The 14593-nt window shown below is 67.6% G+C and carries 13 protein-coding genes and 1 pseudogene; 10 read left to right on the forward strand and 4 right to left on the reverse strand.

Going from position 1 to position 14593, the window contains the following annotated elements; translation table 11 throughout:
- The first annotated feature begins 286 nt into the window (after positions 1-286).
- Together LPA45_RS21775 and LPA45_RS21780 are read left to right on the forward strand one after the other, a co-directional pair.
- Positions 287-1693 (forward strand): selenium-binding protein SBP56-related protein, encoded by a 1407-nt coding sequence (locus LPA45_RS21775; protein ID WP_116323454.1) that lies wholly within the window; start codon positions 287-289, stop codon positions 1691-1693.
- Positions 1690-2370: a hypothetical protein gene (locus LPA45_RS21780; protein WP_116323453.1), complete on the forward strand. Its 681-nt coding sequence runs from the start codon at positions 1690-1692 to the stop codon at positions 2368-2370. Before LPA45_RS21775 ends, LPA45_RS21780 begins: the two co-directional genes overlap by 4 nt.
- 167 nt (positions 2371-2537) lie before the next feature.
- Here LPA45_RS21780 and LPA45_RS21785 read toward each other — a convergent pair whose 3' ends face one another.
- The 3 genes and pseudogenes from LPA45_RS21785 to LPA45_RS21795 all read right to left on the reverse strand — a co-directional run.
- Positions 2538-3224, reverse strand: a complete 687-nt coding sequence (locus LPA45_RS21785; RefSeq protein WP_116323452.1) for a hydrolase — start codon at positions 3222-3224, stop codon at positions 2538-2540.
- Positions 3225-3471: 247 nt separating this feature from the next.
- The gene (garD, locus tag LPA45_RS21790; protein ID WP_116323451.1) at positions 3472-5031 is read right to left on the reverse strand and encodes a galactarate dehydratase; all 1560 of its coding nucleotides are present in this window, start codon (positions 5029-5031) and stop codon (positions 3472-3474) included.
- Positions 5032-5050: 19 nt separating this feature from the next.
- Positions 5051-5194 (reverse strand): annotated as a pseudogene (locus tag LPA45_RS21795) (MFS transporter); the annotation flags it as partial.
- 514 nt (positions 5195-5708) lie between these two features.
- Here LPA45_RS21795 and LPA45_RS21800 point away from each other — a divergent pair.
- The 8 genes from LPA45_RS21800 (at position 5709) to LPA45_RS21835 (ending at position 14153) form a co-directional block, all read left to right on the forward strand.
- The gene (locus LPA45_RS21800) at positions 5709-6545 is read left to right on the forward strand and encodes an IclR family transcriptional regulator (RefSeq protein ID WP_116323450.1); all 837 of its coding nucleotides are present in this window, start codon (positions 5709-5711) and stop codon (positions 6543-6545) included.
- Between the two features lies 1 nt (position 6546).
- Positions 6547-7602 carry a cyclase family protein gene (locus tag LPA45_RS21805; RefSeq protein ID WP_116323449.1) on the forward strand — a complete coding sequence of 352 codons (1056 nt, stop codon included), beginning with the start codon at positions 6547-6549 and terminating at the stop codon, positions 7600-7602.
- A 46-nt stretch (positions 7603-7648) separates the two neighbouring features.
- Positions 7649-8890, forward strand: a complete 1242-nt coding sequence (locus LPA45_RS21810; protein ID WP_116323448.1) for an ABC transporter substrate-binding protein — start codon at positions 7649-7651, stop codon at positions 8888-8890.
- A gap of 1 nt (position 8891) precedes the next feature.
- Entirely contained in the window at positions 8892-10031 is a 1140-nt protein-coding gene (locus LPA45_RS21815) for a thiolase family protein (protein WP_116323447.1), read from the forward strand.
- Between the two features lie 11 nt (positions 10032-10042).
- Complete coding sequence (locus LPA45_RS21820) at positions 10043-10408, forward strand: Zn-ribbon domain-containing OB-fold protein (RefSeq protein WP_116323462.1); 366 nt, start codon at positions 10043-10045, stop codon at positions 10406-10408.
- Positions 10409-10475: 67 nt separating this feature from the next.
- Entirely contained in the window at positions 10476-11462 is a 987-nt protein-coding gene (locus tag LPA45_RS21825; RefSeq protein ID WP_116323446.1) for a tripartite tricarboxylate transporter substrate binding protein, read from the forward strand.
- A 26-nt stretch (positions 11463-11488) separates the two neighbouring features.
- On the forward strand, positions 11489-13582 hold the full coding sequence (locus tag LPA45_RS21830) for an acetate--CoA ligase family protein (protein WP_116323445.1): 2094 nt from the start codon (positions 11489-11491) through the stop codon (positions 13580-13582).
- Between the two features lie 148 nt (positions 13583-13730).
- Positions 13731-14153, forward strand: a complete 423-nt coding sequence (locus tag LPA45_RS21835) for a VOC family protein (protein WP_116323444.1) — start codon at positions 13731-13733, stop codon at positions 14151-14153.
- Here the strand turns inward: LPA45_RS21835 and LPA45_RS21840 are convergent.
- A complete protein-coding gene (locus tag LPA45_RS21840; RefSeq protein ID WP_116323443.1) occupies positions 14123-14554 on the reverse strand; it encodes a hypothetical protein in 432 nt (143 codons plus the stop codon). The genes LPA45_RS21835 and LPA45_RS21840 overlap by 31 nt on opposite strands.
- Positions 14555-14593: the final 39 nt, after the last annotated feature.

Consider the following 14593-nt stretch of genomic DNA (forward strand, 5'->3'; position numbering starts at 1 on the left):
AAAGCATACGGGCGCGATGCCCGCGGCCGGAACGAACGATTGCCGATAACGATATGCCTGCCGGCACGGGCAGCGCACGTGCGGTGCACCATCGCATTTGCTCACGCGCCAGGCGTCTTTAGCGTGACGAGAACGGCCCTGCGCCGCCGCCCTGGCCGCGTTTGACTAGGGTTGGAGAACGACCTAGGCTAAGTAGGCTCGAACTCCACTTACGTGCGCGGACGCTGCCATGCCGGCCTGCGCGATCTCGCGGCATGTGACCGGCGTAGAACAAGGAGGGCTAACCATGAACATGCGGCCGGATCCCACGTTTTACCCGTCGCCCCAGCTCGCGATGAGCGCGCCGCCGGAAGAATTTGCCTACACCCTGCTGCTGAGCCCCGACGGCTCGCGCCCTGACGCGCTGGCCGTGATCGACGTCAAGCCCGGCTCGCCCACCTACAGCACGGTGGTGCATACCGTGCCGATGACCAACAAGGGCGACGAGCTGCATCACTTCGGCTGGAATGCCTGTTCCTCCGCGCTGTCGCCGCTGACCGGCCACGCGTTCCTGGAGCGGCGCTACCTGATCATCCCGGGCATGCGCTCGTCCCGCATTTATATCGTAGACACCAAGCCGCATCCCACGCAGGCGCGCATCCACAAGATCATCGAGCCGGACGAGATCATCAGCAAGACCGGCTACTCGCGGCCGCACACCGTGCATTGCGGCCCGGAAGGGATCTACGTGAGCACGCTCGGCGGCGCCGGCCAGGACGGCACCGACGGGCTGCCCGGCATCTTCATCATGGACTGCGAGACCTTCGAGGTGCTCGGGCGCTGGGAAATCGACCGCGGCGAGCAGGAGAAGCACTACGACTTCTGGTGGAACCTGCCGCGCGACTACATGGTGTCGAGCGAATGGGCATTGCCGCCGCAGTTCGAGAACGGCCTGGTGGCCGAGGACCTGCTTGCCAACAAGTACGGCCACAAGCTGCATTTCTGGGACCTGCGCGGGCGCCGCAACGTGCAGACCATCGACCTCGGCGCCAACCACCAGATGGCGCTGGAAGTCCGGCCCGCGCACGATCCGGTGCGCGAATACGGCTTTGTCGGCGTGGTGGTCGACACCACCAACCTGGAAGGCTCGATCTGGACCTGGTGGCGCGAAGGCGGCAAGTTCCATGTGGAGAAGACCGCGACCATTCCGCCCGAGCCGGCTTCGGCCGACCAGCTGCCGCCCTTGCTGCAAGGCTTCGGCGCGGTGCCGCCGCTGGTGACCGATATCGATTTGTCCATCGACGACAAGTTTCTTTACGTGGCCTGCTGGGGCACCGGCGAGATGCGCCAGTACGACGTCAGCGACCCGCGCAAGCCCCGGCTGTCGGGCTCGGTCCATCTTGGCGGCATTGCGCGGCGCACGCCGCACCCGAACGGCAAGACCTTCGCCGGCGGCCCGCAGATGGTCGAAATCAGCCGCGACGGCAGGCGCGTCTACTGGACCAATTCGCTCTACTCCACCTGGGACAACCAGTTCTATCCCAACGGTGTTCCCGGCGTGCAGGTGATGGGGCGTGCCGAGCCGGAGGGCGGGCTGGCGCTGGCCGACGACTACTGGGTGGACTTCCCCGACGGCTACCGCGCCCACCAGGTGCGGCTGGAAGGCGGCGACTGCTCGACTGACTCGTTCTGCTACCCGTCGGTCCGGACTTGACCGCGCTCTCCTGGGAGCATGCCGGCCTGTGGTCGGCGGTCCTGGCAAGCGGCATCTATCACGGCCTGAATCCCGCGATGGGATGGCCGCTTGCTGTATCGAACGGTTTGCTGGCGCAGCAGGATCGCGCGGTGGTGTCGGCGCTCGGTTCGCTGGCGCTGGGCCATCTGCTGGCGATGATCGCGGTCATGCTGCCGTTCGGCGTGCTGGCCATGCTGGTGCGCTGGCAGGCGCCGCTGCAGTTTGCCGCGGGGCTGCTGGTAATCGGCTGGGGCGTGGCGCTGCTGGTGTGGCGCCGCCATCCGCGCGCACTGGCGCGCATTCCGCCGTCGCGCCTCGCGCTATGGTCCTTCGCCGTGGCGATCGCGCACGGCGCTGGGCTGATGCTGGTGCCGATCTATCTCGGGCTGTGCCGCGCCGACGAGGATGCCGGCCACCAGGCCGCCGCCGCGCTGATGGGCGCTAATGTTTCCATGGCGCTGCTCGTGTCCGTCGTGCATGCCGCGGCCATGATCGCGACAGGCGGCGTGGTAGCGTGGCTGGTCTATCGCTACGTCGGGCTTAAATTCGTGTCGCGCAGCTGGTTCAACCTCGACGTGGTGTGGGCGCTCAGCCTGGTCGTGGTCGGCGGGCTGGCGCTGGCGTTCAGCGGCGTCCAGCTTCCATGGCTGCGCTAGCCCCGGATCGCCTCACACCGCCAGCGTCTGCGCCACCACCGCCGCGGCGCCGACGCTGCCCATCATCACTGCAAGCCAGCATCCCAGCAGGCAAGCGCCGCGGCCAAGCCTTGCACCGATATTCATGTTGTTCTCCTTGTCCGGGATGCCAGTGCAACAGCGATCGGTCAGACCGCGGGAACGGGGGCCAGCGACACGTGCTGCGACGCGGTGCGCTGCGCGGCCTTGTGCACCATGGTGTAGGCGTAGTCCACGCCCATGCCGTAGGCGCCGGAGTGTTCCTTGACCAGCGCCATCACGGCGTCGTACGAGTCGCGGCGGGCCCAGTCGCGCTGCCACTCCAGCACCACCTGCTGCCAGGTCACCGGCACCACGCCGGCCTGCACCATGCGCTGCATGGCGTAGTCGTGCGCTTCCTTGCTGGTACCGCCCGAGGCGTCGGCAACTATGTAGATCTCGTAGTCGCTGTCATGCATGGCCGACAGCGCGAAGGTGGTGTTGCACACCTCGGTCCACAGTCCGGCGACGATGATCTTCCTGCGGCCGGCGGCGGCCAGCGCGTCGCGCACCTTCTGGTCGTCCCACGAGTTCATCGAGGTGCGTTCCAGCGTTTCCTTGCCGGGGAATACGTCGAGCAGTTCGGGGTAGGTGTAGCCGGAGAACGAATCCGACTCGACCGTGGTGATCGTGGTCGGGATGTCGAAGATCTTTGCCGCCTTGGCCAGCCCGACCACGTTGTTCTTCATCAGCTGGCGGTCCATCGACTGGACGCCGAACGCCATCTGCGGCTGGTGGTCGATGATGATCAGCTGGCTGTTTTGCGGGGTCAGGACTTCCAGTTTGGCGTTCGACATAATGGGGCGCTCCGTTAAGTAGATTGGTTAATTTCCCGCAACGTCTCTGTGCCTGTGGCGCTGCGATGGGATGAACTATACGTAACGAAGTGCCTGAAAAATTACTCGAATCATCACATAGTTGTTCAAATATTTTGAATATAGTTTTCAAGCAAAAAAGAGCGGCCTTTTCGGCCGCCCACTCAAGAGCCATGAATAATCCTTCGACGACGACGACGAGCGACGAGAAGAACCGGAAGCCGAGGCCTCAGGTCACCGGCGCCGGATTGAACAGCACCAGCGCGTTCTTGATCTTCCAGTGTTCCGCCCACGACTTCTTGCCGCTGGCCACCGCCAGCAGCGTGTGGAACAGCTCCCAGCCCACCTCTTCGATGGTGGCTTCGCCGGTGGCGATGCGGCCGGCGTTGACGTCCATCAGGTCGTGCCAGCGGCGCGCCAGGTCGTTGCGCGTCGAGACCTTGATCACCGGCACCTCGGCCAGGCCGTACGGCGTGCCGCGGCCGGTGGTGAAGACGTGCAGGTTCATGCCGGCGGCCAGCTGCAGCGTGCCGCAGACAAAGTCGCCAGCCGGCGTGGCGGCATAGATCAGGCCCTTCTGCGTCACCTTCTCGCCCGGGCCGCTGACGCCATGGATCGGGCCGGTGCCGGACTTGACGATCGAGCCCATGGCCTTTTCCACGATATTGGACAGCCCGCCCTTCTTGTTGCCGGGCGTGGTGTTGGCGCTGCGGTCGACCTTGCCTTTTTCGAGGTAGGCGTCGTACCAGGCCATCTGCTTCATCAGGGCCTCGGCCACTTCCGGCGTGGCCGCGCGCGCGGTGAGCTGATCGATGCCATCACGGACTTCGGTCACCTCGGAGAACATCACCGTGCCGCCGGCGCGCACCAGCAGGTCGGTGGCAAAGCCCACCGCCGGGTTGGCGGTCACGCCGGAGAAGGCATCGCTGCCGCCGCACTGCACGCCGACCACCAGGTCGGATGCGGGGCAGGTCTCGCGCCGGCGCGCATCCAGGCGTTGCAGGTGTTTCTCGGCGGTCGTCATGATCGAATCGATCATCGACGCAAAGCCCACGTGCTGTTCGTCCTGCAGGCAGACCACGTCCGGCTCGCCTTCCTTCTGGATCGGGATGGTGCCGGCGCTGACCAGCCGCGTGGGCTGCAGCTTTTCGCAGCCCAGGCTGACGATCATCACTTCGCCGCCGAAGTTGGGGTTTAGCGCGATATTGCGGATGGTGCGGATGGGAATGCCGGCGTCCGGCGCGTCGATCGCCACGCCGCAGCCGTAGGTGTGCTCCAGGCCCACCACGTCATCGACGTTGGGATACTTCGGCAGCAGCTCTTCCTTGATGCGCCGCACGGCAAACTCGACCACGCCCTCCACGCATTGCACGGTGGTGGTGATGCCGAGGATATTGCGCGTACCGACCGAACCGTCGGCATTGCGGTAGCCCTCGAAGGTGTAGCCCTCCAGCGGCGGCAGCGGCGTGACGCGCGTGCCGACCGGCAGGTCGTGCAGCTCAGGCGCGGCCGGCATGCGGATCACGCGTTCGTTGATCCAGCTGCCGCGCGGCAGGTCCTTCAGCGCGTAGCCGATCACCACGTTGTAGCGGATCACCTCGTCGCCTTCGCGCAGGTCGGCCAGTGCGACCTTGTGGCCCTGGGGCACGCCCTCGACCAGCGTAAGGCCGCACGGGAACGTGGCGCCGGCAGGCAGCCCGCCGTCGTTGGCGACGATGGCGACGTTGTCGTCGGGGTGCATCGTGATGTACAGCGGACGCACCGCTTGCGAGGAATTGGCTTCACTCATTTTGCTTGTTCCAGAAAGCTCAGGCGGGCTGCAGTTCCACCCGACGGATATCCTTGACGATGACCAGGTAGCAGAACACGGTCACCAGTGCATTCACGCCCACGAACACCAGCGCGCCGTTGAACGAACCCGTAACGCTGAGGATGTAGCCGATCACCAGCGGGAGAAGCGCCCGCCCGGCACGCCAGCACGTTGATACAGTACTGGCCGAGGTCCACGCCCACCAGCTGCCGCGGTCGCTGTGCGCGCCGCTGTCGCGTTTACTGCCATGTCATCTCCGGATCGGCAATGTGGGCCTTGCCAGTGTTACGTTGTCTGATGACATTGTAATGTGTCATACGGACGAATGACTCCGGGATTTCCCTAGGTCGGTACACGGAACGCGCCACCGGCGTGACGGCTTCCTGGCTGCAATCCCACTGCTGGTGCGCGTCTCTGGCGCCGCCGGTACTACTGGACGGGTTCCCTTCGGAATAACATTTTCGATCCGCCATGTCATACGATGACTTACAACAAGCTTTCATGTGACGAATTCGGCGCTGGTTTCGCAAAGCCCTGACGGCCAGTTTCATCCGGCAAAACTTTCCCGCACCGCAGAATGACCAGCCCTTTCCTATGGCCTATAAACTCCCCTGACCGGTTTCACGTGACGAAAACCGGACAAGGAGACCACCGGCGTGACCACCCCGAGCACCTCGCTGCAGAAAGCCTGCCGCCTGCTGCGCGCGCTGACCGATGCCCGCAACAGCCGCCTTACCGACCTGGCGCTGGCCGCAGGCGTCGACAAGGCCTCGGCGCTGCGCCTGCTGGAAACGCTGGCGGCCGAGGGCCTGGTACACCGCGATCCCGCCACCAAGGCCTTTGCGCCGGGGCCTGAATGGCTCGCGCTGCATGCTGCCACCCTGCAGCGCACCGACCTGCGCCCGTTGGTACGCCCCGCACTGATCCGGCTGGCCAATGCCTTCGAGGACAGCGCCATCCTGTCGGTGCCGAGCGGCTGCGAATCGGTCTGCATCGAGCTGCGCCTGGGCACCTTCCCGATCCGCGCCAATTACCTGGACATCGGCAGCCGCCGGCCGCTGGGCATCGGTGCGGGCAGCCTGGCGCTGCTGGCCGCGCTGCCCGATGCCGAGATCGACGCCGTGCTCGACGGCATCGCGCCGGCCATGCGCCGCTACCCGCGCTTCAGCCGGGACATGCTGCTGGGCCATGTGCAGGCCACGCGCGAGCGCGGCTACGCCGTATTGCTGGACGTCGTGGTGGAGCGCATGGGCGGCATCGCCGTCGCCCTGCCCGGCCCCGGCGGCTACCCGCTGGGCGCGATCAGCATCGCCGCGCTCAATGACCGCATCACCACCCGCGAGGCGGCCATGGCGCGCGCGCTGCGGCGCGAAGCCGACGCCATCTGCCAGCACTGGCGATCGCACGCCGGCGCGCATCCGGACACCAGGCCCGACCCACGACCCAACCTACACAAACCGGCCACCCGGCCACGTACGCAAGAGGAGGCATGACATGCGCTGGAAGCAACGTCCGCAGGGTTCCAACTGGGGTGATTTCGGCCCCGACGACCAGCTGGGCCGCGTCAACCTGATCGGCCCCGAGCAGGTCGTCAAGGGCGCGCGCGAGGTGCAGGCCGGCATCAGCTTCTGCCTGTCGCTGCCGCTGGACTACCCGGGCGGCAACAAGCTCAACCCGCGCCGCCACCCGCCGCAACTGCGCCCCACCTTCCGCGACGACAGCCCCTACCTCAACTTCCCGCTGGCCAGGGTCGATCCGGCCGCCACCGATGTAATCAGCGACGACCAGGTCCTGATGTGCCTGCAGTACAGCACGCAGTGGGATGCGCTGGCGCATGTGGGCGCACTGTTCGATGCTGACGGCGACGGCCGGCCCGAGCGCGTCTACTACAACGGCTTCCGTGCCAATGAGCATATCGTCGGCCCGGTGGACTACGCCGACGACGACCACTTCGCCGCCCATCCATGCGGCCACGACCACAGCGCCGCGCAGGCGCTCGGCATCGAGAATTTTGCCGTCAAGGGCATGCAGGGTCGCGGCGTGCTGGTGGACCTGGCGCACGTGTATGGCAAGGACTTCCGCACCGTCGGCTATGACGACCTGATGCGCGCGATGGACGCCGGCAAGGCCGAGGTCGAGTCCGGTGACATGCTGCTGCTGCGCACCGGCTTTGCCGAAGTGGTGCTGTCGATGCAGCGCGAGCCCGACGAAGCCGTGCTGCACCACAGCTGCTGCGCGCTCGACGGCCGCGACGACAAGCTGTTGCAGTGGATCACCGACGCCGGCATCGCCGCGCTGATCGCCGACAACTACGCAGTCGAGCGCTACCCGGCCCGCCCCGCGCCCGATGGCGACAAGCACCACCCGCTGCTGCCGCTGCACCACCACTGCCTGTTCAAGCTGGGCCTGCCGCTGGGCGAGCTGTGGTACCTGCGCGAGCTGGCCGACTGGCTGCGCGCCAGCGGCCGCACCCGCTTCCAGCTGACCGCGCCGCCGCTTCGGCTGCCGGGGGCAGTCGGGTCGCCGGTGACACCGATCGCCACGGTCTAGCCAGGCAAAGCCAAAACAAGAACCACAACAAGCCAGAGGAGACAACATGAAGCTTCGCCATTCGATCCGCCGCCGGGCCGCCGGCGCCTTCGCCGTGGCCGCGGCGCTTGCCTGCGGCAGCGCGCACGCGCAGCCCAAGGCAGCGATCTCCGACGACGTGGTCAAGCTCGGCATGCTGCTCGACATGAGCGGCCTGTACGCCGACGTCACCGGCCGCGGCAGCGCCACCGCGGCGCAGATGGCCATCGACGATTTCGGCGGCAAGGTGCTCGGCAAGAAGATCGAGCTGGTGGTGGTCGATCACCAGAACAAGGCCGATATCGCCGCCAACAAGGCGCGCGAGTGGTACGACACCGGCAATGTCGACGCCATCCTCGACGTGGCCGCCTCGGCGCCGGCGCTGGCCGTGCTGGAAGTGGCGAAGCAGAAAAACCGCATCGTGGTGTTCTCGGGACCAGGCACCGAGCGCATTACCAACGACCTGTGCACGCCAGTGTCGGTGCACTACGCCTACGACACCTACGCGCTTGCCAACACCACCGCGCGCGCCACGGTGCAGCGCGGCGGCAAGACCTGGTTCTTCCTGACCGCCGACTACGCCTTCGGGCATACGCTGCAGGACTCCGCCACGTCGGTCATCAACGAAACCGGCGGCAAGGTGCTGGGCGCCGCGCGCCACCCGATCGGCGCCAGCGACTTTGCCTCTTACCTGCTGCAGGCACAGGCCAGCAAGGCGCAGGTCGTGGGACTGGCCAATGCGGGCGGCGACACCATCAACGCGATCAAGGCGGCGTCGGAGTTCGGCCTCACGCGCAACGGCGCGCAGCGCATGGCGGGACTGCTGCTCTACATCAACGACATCCATGCCATCGGCCTGAAGACCGCGGGCGGCCTGGTGCTGACCGAAGCCTTCTACTGGGACATGAATGATGCCACCCGCGCGTGGTCGCGCCGCTATTTCGAGAAGCTGAAGAAGATGCCCAACATGAGCCAGGCCGGCGCGTATTCGTCGGTGATGCACTATCTGAAGGCGGTGCAGGCGGCGGGTACCGACGAGACGTCGGCGGTGATGAAGAAGATGAAAGCCATGCCGGTCAACGACTTCTTCGCCAGGAACGGCCGCATCCGCGAGGACGGCCGCATGATCCACGACATGTACCTGTTCGAGGTGAAGACGCCGGCCGAATCAAAGTACCCATGGGACTACTACAAGGTCGTGGCGACGGTGCCCGGCGAGCAGGCCTTCATGCCGGCATCGAAGTCGCAATGCCCGCTGCTCAAACACTGACATGCGCACCACCTACCTGCGCGGCAGCGGCAACACCCGCTTCGGCCGCATCGAGGGCAGCACGCCGCTGGCGCTGATGGCGCAGGCCGCCGATGCCGCGCTGGCCGATGCCGGGCTGGCGCGCGCCGACATCGACGGCGTGCTGTGCGGCTATGCCACCACGCTGCCGCACCTGATGTTGGCCGACCGCTTCTGCGAATACGCCTCGCTCACTCCCGCCTACGCCCACGGCGTGGCCGCGGGCGGCGCCACCGGCGGCGTGATGGCCATGCTGGCGCACGAACTGGTGCGCGCCGGCCGCTGCCGCCACGTGCTGGTGGTGGCTGGCGAGAACCGCCTCAGCGGCCAGAGCCGCGACCAGTCGATCCAGACGCTGGCGCAGGTGGGCGAGCCGCATGCCGAGGTGCCCAACGGCGCCTCGGTGCCGGCCTACTACGCGCTGCTGGCGTCGCGCTACCTGCATGAGACCGGCATGGATGCCGATGCGCTGTCCGGCTTTGCGGTGCTGATGCGCGAGCATGCCGCCGGCCATCCGGATGCGCACCTGCGCGAGCCGCTGTCGCTCGCAGAGGCACGCGCCTCCCGCCCGATCGCCACGCCGCTGCGGCTGTCCGACTGCTGCCCGATTTCCGATGGCGCGGTGGCGGTGATCGTATCCGCGGAACCCGGCGCCGGCACGCCGGTGCGCATCGCCGGCGCGGGGCAGGCGCACCGGCACCAGCACCTGGGCGCGATCGAAGACGTGATGCAGACCGGCGCCGCCGACGCCGCGCGGCGCGCCTTTGCCGAGGCGGGCCGCGGCGTGGACGGCATTGACTGCCTGGCAATCTATGACTCGTTCACCATCACCCTGGTGATGCTGCTGGAAGAGCTCGGACTGGCGCCGCGCGGGCAAGCGCATGCGCGGCTGCAAGCCGGCGAATTCAGCCGCGGCGGCGCGCTGCCGCTCAATACGCATGGCGGGCTGCTTGCCTTCGGCCATTCCGGCGTGGCGGGCGGGCTGATGCATCTTGCCGAAGCCGCGCGCCAGCTCGCCGGGCGCGCCGGGGAACGCCAACTGAGCAAGCGCCGCCGCGCGCTGTTCCATGCCGACGGCGGCGTGCTGTCGTCGCATGTCAGCCTGGTGCTGGAGGCTACGTGATGAGCCATGCCATGAGCCATACCATAAGCCATCCCTATGCCGACGGACTCGATTCCGGCGTGGTGCGCTACCAGTGCTGCGACGGCTGCGGGGCGTGGCAGCCGCTGGAGCGCCACGCCTGCCGCACCTGCGGCAGCGTGCAACTGCACTGGCGCGATGCCAGCGGACTGGCCACGGTGTATGCGGTCACCGAGATCAGCCGCGCCCCGACGGAGGCCTTCCGTGCCCTCGCGCCCTACACGCTGGTGCTGGCCACGCTGGACGAAGGTCCGCGCGTGATGGGCCATGCCGAGCCCGGCGTGGCGATCGGCGAGCGCGTGCGCGCAGGGTTCCTGCGATTCGGGGAAGGGACGTTGCTGCGCTTCCTGCGCGAATAGCGGCCTTCCGGCGCCAGCCGGCGCGCCCGTCTCCATCCCAGCCGGCACCCACAACCGGAGAAACCCCTTGGCACCGAATCGATCCCGGCGGCACGCGCTCGCCCTGCTTTCCTGCCTCGCCCTGTCCGCGGCCGCCGTGCCGACAGTTCTGGCCCAGTCCTTCCCAGTCAAGCCGATCCGGCTGGTTGTGCCGTACCCGCCCGGCGGTCCCACCGACATCGTCGCGCGCGTGGTCGGCCAGAAGCTCTCGGACAAGCTCGGCCAGCCGCTGGTGGTGGAGAACCGTCCCGGCGCCGGCGGCAACATCGGCGCCGAGGCCGTGGCCAGGGCCGCGCCCGACGGCTACACGCTGCTGGTCGCCACCACCGCACATGCCATCAACATGACGCTGTTCCGCAAGCCCGGCTACGACACGCGCAAGGACTTCACGCCGGTAAGCCTGCTCACGCGCGGCCCGCTGGTGCTGGTGACCGCGCCCGCCATGCCCGCGGGCAATGTCGCCGAGCTGATCGCGCTGGCCAGGACCAGGCCCGGCGAGGTCACCTTTGCCAGCTCCGGCAATGGCCAGTCCACCCATCTTGCCGCGGAACTGTTCAACAGCATGGCCGGCGTGCGCATGACGCACGTACCGTACAAGGGCAGCGCGCCCGCGCTGACCGACGTGATGGGCGGCCAGGCCACGGTGATGTTCGACACCATGCTGTCGGCCATGCCGTTCGTGCGCGACGGCAAGCTCAAGGCGCTGGCGGTCACGGGCGCGGCGCGTTCGCCGGCCGCGCCGGACACGCCGACCATCGCGCAGTCAGGATTGCCGGGCTACGAGGCCAGCGCCTGGAACGCGCTGCTGGCCCCCGCCGGCACGCCGCCCGCGGTGCTCAATACGATCGGCACGGCGCTGAAATCCGTGCTCGACGACGCCGACGTGCGCGCGCGCTTCGCCACGCAGGGCTTTGCCACGGAATGGACATCCCCACCAGCCACCGCGCAGTTCCTCGACCAGGAAATCGACAAATGGGCCCGCGTCGTCAAGGCCTCCGGCGCCACCGTCGACTGATTCCCCACGCACACCCCCGCCCAGTCATGAACAACTCGCTCCAGTCCCTGCTCGCTCCCCGCTCCATCGCCGTGATCGGCGCCTCTGACAACATCCACAAGATCGGCGGCCGGCCCATCCACTACATGAGGACGCACGGCTACGCCGGCACGCTCTACCCGGTCAACCCGCAGCGCGACACCATCCAGGGCCTGCGCGCCTATCCCACGCTGGACGCGCTGCCGGAAGTCCCTGAGCTCGCGATCATCATCGTCGCCGGCGACGCCGCGGTGCAGGCCGTGCAGGACTGCGCCCGGCTGGGCGTGGCGGCGGCCATTGTGATTGCATCGGGCTTCGGCGAAGCCGGGGCCGAAGGCCGGCGCCAGCAGGACGAGATGGTGCGCGCCGCCCGCGCCACCGGGCTGCGGCTGGTCGGCCCGAACAGCCAGGGACTGGCCAACTTCGGGAGTGGCGCGATCGCCAGTTTTTCGACCATGTTCATCGAGGTGCCGCCGCAGGACGGCCCGGTCGCCGTGGTCAGCCAGAGCGGCGGCGTGGCGGCGATGGTCTACGGGCTGCTGCGCGGCCAGGGCATTGGCGTGCGCCACATGCATGCCACCGGCAACCAGGCCGATATCACCGTCAGCGAACTGGCGTTGGCGGTAGCGCACGATCCCGGTGTGCGGCTGGTGCTGCTGTACCTGGAAAGCCTGACCGACCCCGAGGTGCTGGCCGAGGCCGCGCGCGTGGCGCGGGCGCGCAATGTGCCGGTGGTGGCGGTCAAGGCCGGCCGCTCAGACGACGGGCAGCGGGCCGCGGCGTCGCACACCGGTGCCATCGCCAACGAGGACCGCGCGGTCGATGCCTTCCTGCAGCGCCATGGCATCTGGCGCGTGGACGATGCGCACGCGCTGGCACGCTGCGCGCCCATGTACCTGCGCGGCTGGCAAGCCACGGGGCGGCGGCTGGTGGTCGTCAGCAATTCCGGAGCAAGCTGCGTGATGGCCGCCGACGCAGCGCCCGCGTGCGGCCTGACGCTCGCGCCGCTGTCCGGTGCCACGCAGGCCGCGCTGGCCGAGCGCCTGCCCGGTTTTGCCGCTACCGCCAACCCGGTCGATGTCACCGCCGCACTGCTGACCAACAGCGCGCTGTTCGGCGAGGTGCTGCCAGTGGTCGCGCGCGATTCCGCCGCCGACCTGTTCCTGCTCGATATCCCGGTGTCCGGCATGGGCTATGACGTGCTGCGCTTTGCCCGCGACGCCGCCGCATTTGCCGATACCGCGGGCAAGCCCATCGCGGTCGCCGTCTGGCAGCCGCCGGTGGCCGAAGCCTTCCGGCAAGCCAACGTACCGACCTACGCCAGCGCTGCCGAAGCGCTGGCGGCGTTCTCGCAGCTGGTCTCGCACCAGCAGCGGCTGCGGCAGATCGCGGCTGACGGCGAGCCGCCACCTCCCGCTGCACCTGCCTTGCCCGCGTCGCCGGCGAAAGGCAAGACGCTGAGCGAAGCCGCCAGCCTGGCACGTCTCGCCGCGGCCGGCATGCCGGTGGTGGAACACTATCTTTGCCGCGACGTGGACGCCGTGGTGGCCGCGTGGCAGCGCATCGGCGCGCCGGTGGCGGTCAAGGCGAGCTCGCCCCAGGTGCCGCACAAGAGCGAGCACGGGCTGGTCGCCCTGCACTGCAATGATCCGGAAGCGGTAGCGAGCGCATTCACCGCCCAGACGCGCACGCTGCAGGCCATGGACGCCCATTGCGAAGGCATCGTCGTCGCGCGCATGGTGCGCGGCCAGCGCGAATGCATGATCGGCGCGCACTGGGATCCCGTATTCGGCGCGGTGCTGGTGGTCGGCGACGGCGGCAAGTATGTCGAGGTGCTGCGCGACACCGCCGTGCTGCTGGCGCCGTGCAGCCAAGCCGATGTCGCCCGTGCGCTGGACGGCCTGCGCATCGCGCCGCTGCTGCATGGGGTGCGCAACGAGCCTGCGGTCGATGTCGCCGCGCTGTGCCGACTGGCGGTGCAAGTCGGCCAGCTGGTCCATGCTGCCGGCGGTGCGATCCGCTCGATCGACCTCAACCCGGTCATGGCGAACGCCGACGGCGTGGTGGTGGTCGATGCGCTGATCGAGGTGGCAGGTGTGTGAAGCGATTCCTACCACCATAGCGGGCCGTTGCCGGACGCTCGACGTTTGACATGAGAAGCGGCCGCAAGTGGGCGAAGCCCGCTTGCGGACGTCCCCTCGATGAAAGGGTTAGGATCCTCGCGCAGGCCGAAACTCTTCAGGAGAGCTCATGTTTGACCACGTCAAATTCGGAGTCAGCGACTATGCAGCGAGCAAGGCGTTCTTCCTCAAGGCACTCGAACCGCTCGGCGTAGCGGTTGTCTCGGAGGGGCCGCCGGCGTACGGTGTCGAGCTTAGCCCAAAGGGCAAGGCTTCATTGTGCCTGTACCAGACCGACGAGAAGCCGGCGCATCTTCACCTGGCATTCACGGCCGAGACTCGCCAGCAGGTCGAAGCGTTCTATCGCGCGGCTCTGGAGGCGGGGGGCAAAGACAATGGTGCGCCTGGTCTGCGCCCGCACTACCACGCGAACTACTATGCAGCATTCGTCATTGGTCCGGACGGGCACAACATCGAAGTGGTTTGCCACGAAGCGGTCAGTCCCGTCGACCTTCCGCCAGATCACCTGCGCATCCGCAACAGATCGGCGTAAGAGACAAGCTTGCCTCTTTCCTCGGGCAGTGCCTTTCGTTTTGACGCCGGGCGGGCTGGTTGGCCGCGCTCGAACTTGGCGGCAGCGCGTGCGTCTTCCCGCGCGTTGCTTCGCGCGGCCTTGGTTTCCGCCTTCAGGCGTTCCGCTTCCAGCCGCGCAGCAACGCGTTCCTCACGCGCAACATCTTGCGCGGCCGACATGATTTCGGCTTTCAGCAGATCGCGCCTTTGCTTGGCAGCGGCACGGGCAGCCTGCAATTGCTCTTTCCTCTGCCGCAGCCAGTCTCTCCTGTTGACCGGCGCAGGCCTGGCTTCTGGCGGCACGCTCAGGCGCAACGCCCTGCTGATTGAAACCTTCTCAGTCCGCAACATACGCCGCGTGTCCTGTTTCGCATTGCTCACACTGCGTCACTCTCCCAACAGCACATAAGTGCCGCCTAT

Origin of the sequence: Cupriavidus sp. Agwp_2 (genome assembly GCF_040784895.1) — a bacterium.
GTDB lineage: Bacteria > Pseudomonadota > Gammaproteobacteria > Burkholderiales > Burkholderiaceae > Cupriavidus.